Source organism: Streptomyces soli, from assembly GCF_003999195.1.
Taxonomy (GTDB): domain Bacteria; phylum Actinomycetota; class Actinomycetes; order Streptomycetales; family Streptomycetaceae; genus Actinacidiphila; species Actinacidiphila soli.
Map to the genome: position 1 here is coordinate 1 of NZ_RJVR01000410.1, position 3,328 is coordinate 3,328.

The following is a 3,328-nucleotide window of genomic DNA, read 5'->3' on the forward strand; positions in this document are numbered from 1 at the left end:
GGGCTATTGCGGGCAGGCTAGGAGCCAGCCCGATTCGCGGTCAGCGTAAGGGGCCATGATCTCTCGCCCCAAGGGCCAGACCTCAAACTCTCTCCACCGACCTCGTGATACCTGCCCCTTGTCGGCGATCCACGCCAGGAGGAAGATCCTTCTGGAACACTCCCGAGGGGGGCTCATGCTGCAGGCTGTACGGCAGGGCGACTACGGTCCGCTGATCTTCTATGTCCTGGCGGTCATCTTCTGCCTGGGTCTCGTTCTGGACGTAGGGAAGTTCAACTCCCGTATTGAAACGCGGCTCAAGGACGGACCGCTGGGAGCTTTGTACAGGCCAGTCCCCACTTGGTGCTTCCGTTACGGCCCACTCGGCGGTCTGGCCCTGATCACGCTGGGTCTTTTCGTGCTCAGCTGAGGGGGTAGCCGAGTCGCTGGGGCCGTCACCGGGCCGTGAAAGGGTGCTCAACGGCGACCAACGCTGACAACCATTGACGGCTCAGCCGCAGGTCGGAGAGTTGATCGGTGAGGCGGCTGCAGGTCAGGGACCCGGCGTGTCACTTCCAGAAGAACTGATCCGCTCTTGATAATGGCGGATCGGTTAGCTGGACTGGGCAGATGGCTGGCCTGCCAGCAACCTATCCACCGTCAGGGTTCCCGCCGACGTGCCGATCAGCCATTCCCTGAGGGTGATGCCCTGGGACCAGTGCTCTCCTTCGTGGTTGCACCACATGGAGCCTGCTGGGTCGCGGAAGTCGACCAGCGACCAGATGGTGTCGCCCCAGTCGTAGAGCAGCACCAGGCCGGCGGGGATGCGGCCGGACGGATCCGGGCCGTCCTGGTACAGCTCGGCGATGTCCGCGAAATTGCCCTGAGCGCGGCCCCCACTTACGCCCAGGATGCCTTCGCCTGGGCCGAATCCGCCGTTGGCCACTTCGAGGTACAAACGCCGCAGCAATGCGGGCAGCGGGAACCCGATGATCTCTTCCGCCTCGGCGACACCCTCCGGTCGTGCGGGTGGGGGCAAGATCCGCGTCCCGGCCGCGGTGCGCAACGCCTCTACAACCTCATCATCAGTCACCGGCTCAGCCTCTCAATCCGCAGTGGTGAGGGCCATCGCTGGGGTGGAGTCGCCCGATTCCTGGGCCGTCTGTGGACCGTCCGAGGCCGCCCGGCAGCAGCCAACGATGACAAGTGACGACCAGCGAGAGACCGTCGATCATTCCCTTTAGTACTCCAGCCGCACTTCGTGATCAGGTGGTGGTCTCGGTGGTGAGTCGTCGCTGGTAGTGATTGCGTCTGGCGGCGGCCGGGTGGTGCCTGCGCCAGGTGGACAGTGCAGCAGCGTGGTGAGGGTCCGCGTAGGCGGCACGAGCAGCATGCCGATGAGTCGGCGGATCTGGGAGAGGGTCAGGTCGATCGGGGTGCGGTTGTGGGCGGCCCGGGTTGGGTCTGCGGGGCGGGCGAGGAAGGCCAGCGCGAGCATGGCGACGCGTCGGGCGCCGGCCTATTGGCCAGCTTGGACAATCCCGGCGTAGACGCGCAGGTCAGAGTGCCTGGTCGGCACCTTCCACCGACGGAAAGCGTCCATCCCACCGGATGGCCAGCCAGCCTCGTCCTGGTCGGCGACGAAGCGCACGACACGCTGCTGCACGTCGCTCAGGTCGCCGAAGGACTGCGGCGGTTCGGCGGGATCGTCCGGGAAAACCAGCCTGAACAGCGTCCCCGCTGTGTAGTACCTGTCGTAGAACGCCTCGACGCCCCTACAGTCAGCCAGGCCGACCAGCATGGCATCGACCGCCCGGAGCGTCGTGGCTTCGGATGTTTCGGCCAGGGCCATCGCCGCGAGACTCATGTAGGAGCCGCTCAGGAACGACATGGTCTCGGTCTTCTCAGGCGGCCGGGCGACGACCTGTGTCAGCACGTCGACGACGGCCGGGTCGGCGATGCCGAATCGCGTCAATGCGAAGGCGGAGGCCCAACGCAGCTCGACGATCGGGCTGTCCAGGTAGCGCCGGATGAAGGGGACGGTCGCCGGTTCGCCGAGCAGGCCGAGGGCGACGACTCCCGTCGCCGCCGCGCCGGGCGAGTCTTCATCGGCGATGAAAGCCTTCAAGAGCGGAATCGACGTCGCCGCGGACTCGGGGAACCACGCCAGCAAGTTCGCCGTCTTGGCCCGCAGTTCAGGGCTGTCCGAGGTCAGCAGGACGGCGAGTGCGGGAAGTGCTTCGCGGACGGCGTCATACGAACGCACCACCGCTTCGGCGTCAATGAGCACTTGCGCGCAGCTCCCCTCGCGCTGTTTGCGCTGCTCATCGTCCGCCGCTTCGGCGATCCACCGAGCCCAGTCGTCGGCTTCGTCGCGTATATCCGCCAGGGAGGCGCGGTCTTCCCGAGGGTCATAGCCGTTCGGCAGATAGTTGTTGTCCAGCCCGATCGCGATGGCGACCAGCAGACCGACGAACCGATGCCTGTTGACCAATCTCGGGTCGAGTGCCATCCGCACAAGGAACGGAACGGTGTACACCGCAGCCTGCGATCGCGTGCCCTGGTGCACGATATGGTTCGCGAGCTGCGCACTCGGCGGGTACCGGCCCTCCCAGACCCCCGCCTGCATCGCCCGGAGGTGTCCGGGGACGTCGTCGGCCATGCCGTAGAAGTGCTGCAGCTGGGCCCAGGGCACATCGTCCAGGCCGGTGAGAGGGTCGTTATCCGTCACAGCAGCAGATCCTGGCATACCAGGATTCCGTCCTGCGATTCGAGTGGTCATGCGATCACCCGCGACCCGGGGTCGAGGAACACACGTGCGTCAGCTCGTGAATTGAGCCGCCGTCGGCCCAGGTGAACGGCTGACGGAGCGATGCTCGGCCGGCACTCCTTCCAGCTCCCCAACCTGCCCGACGGCCTGCGTCCGCTGCGTGACCCAGACGCCACCGACGAGGGATGACCGGTTCCTGGCCCGCCCCGCCGGAGGGGAGAAACCTGGACCATCACCTGATCACGAAGTGCGGCTGGAGTATTAGCTGCGAAAACGCAGGTCGCCGAGATCGCTCGCAAGGCCCAGGGCAAGAAGTAGACCGAGGCCCCTGTGATCTACTGCCAGACGGAAGCAGAGCCCCCGTGCCCGTTGCGTGCCCGGTCCGGCGGGAAGCGACGGGGACTCACGGGGAACGACGGCCACAGCAGCAGTCAATCCCAGGTCAGACATTTCCCAGGCCAGGCCACACCCGTATCACTCGTCTTCCAAACTGGAGACGCCCCGGCTTCCGGGCCTGGCCGCCATCGCCTCCAAAGTTCCAATCAACCAGTCCGTTTGGTAAATGAGTAAAGATTGTTC

The 3,328-nt window shown here is 65.7% G+C and carries 4 protein-coding genes; 1 reads left to right on the forward strand and 3 read right to left on the reverse strand.

Features of this window, described 5'->3' with window-relative positions; all coding sequences use genetic code 11:
- Positions 1–175 precede the first annotated feature (175 nt).
- A complete protein-coding gene (locus EFK10_RS46765; RefSeq protein WP_127361690.1) occupies positions 176–409 on the forward strand; it encodes a hypothetical protein in 234 nt (77 codons plus the stop codon).
- A 183-nt stretch (positions 410–592) separates the two neighbouring features.
- Here EFK10_RS46765 and EFK10_RS46770 read toward each other — a convergent pair whose 3' ends face one another.
- The 3 genes from EFK10_RS46770 to EFK10_RS46780 all read right to left on the reverse strand — a co-directional run bounded on the left by EFK10_RS46770 (position 593) and on the right by EFK10_RS46780 (position 2,710).
- Positions 593–1,072: an SMI1/KNR4 family protein gene (locus EFK10_RS46770; RefSeq protein ID WP_127361691.1), complete on the reverse strand. Its 480-nt coding sequence runs from the start codon at positions 1,070–1,072 to the stop codon at positions 593–595.
- 147 nt (positions 1,073–1,219) lie between these two features.
- Positions 1,220–1,477, reverse strand: a complete 258-nt coding sequence (locus EFK10_RS46775) for a hypothetical protein (protein ID WP_127361692.1) — start codon at positions 1,475–1,477, stop codon at positions 1,220–1,222.
- Positions 1,478–1,498: 21 nt separating this feature from the next.
- On the reverse strand, positions 1,499–2,710 hold the full coding sequence (locus tag EFK10_RS46780) for a HEAT repeat domain-containing protein (protein ID WP_127361693.1): 1,212 nt from the start codon (positions 2,708–2,710) through the stop codon (positions 1,499–1,501).
- Between the last annotated feature and the right edge of the window lie 618 nt (positions 2,711–3,328).

Bases quoted from the DNA above. Each gene is read 5' to 3' on its own strand.
- EFK10_RS46765 (WP_127361690.1), top strand. From the start codon at position 176: ATGCTGCAGGCTGTACGGCAGGGCGACTACGGTCCGCTGATCTTCTAT.
- EFK10_RS46775 (WP_127361692.1), bottom strand. From the start codon at position 1,477: ATGCTCGCGCTGGCCTTCCTCGCCCGCCCCGCAGACCCAACCCGGGCC.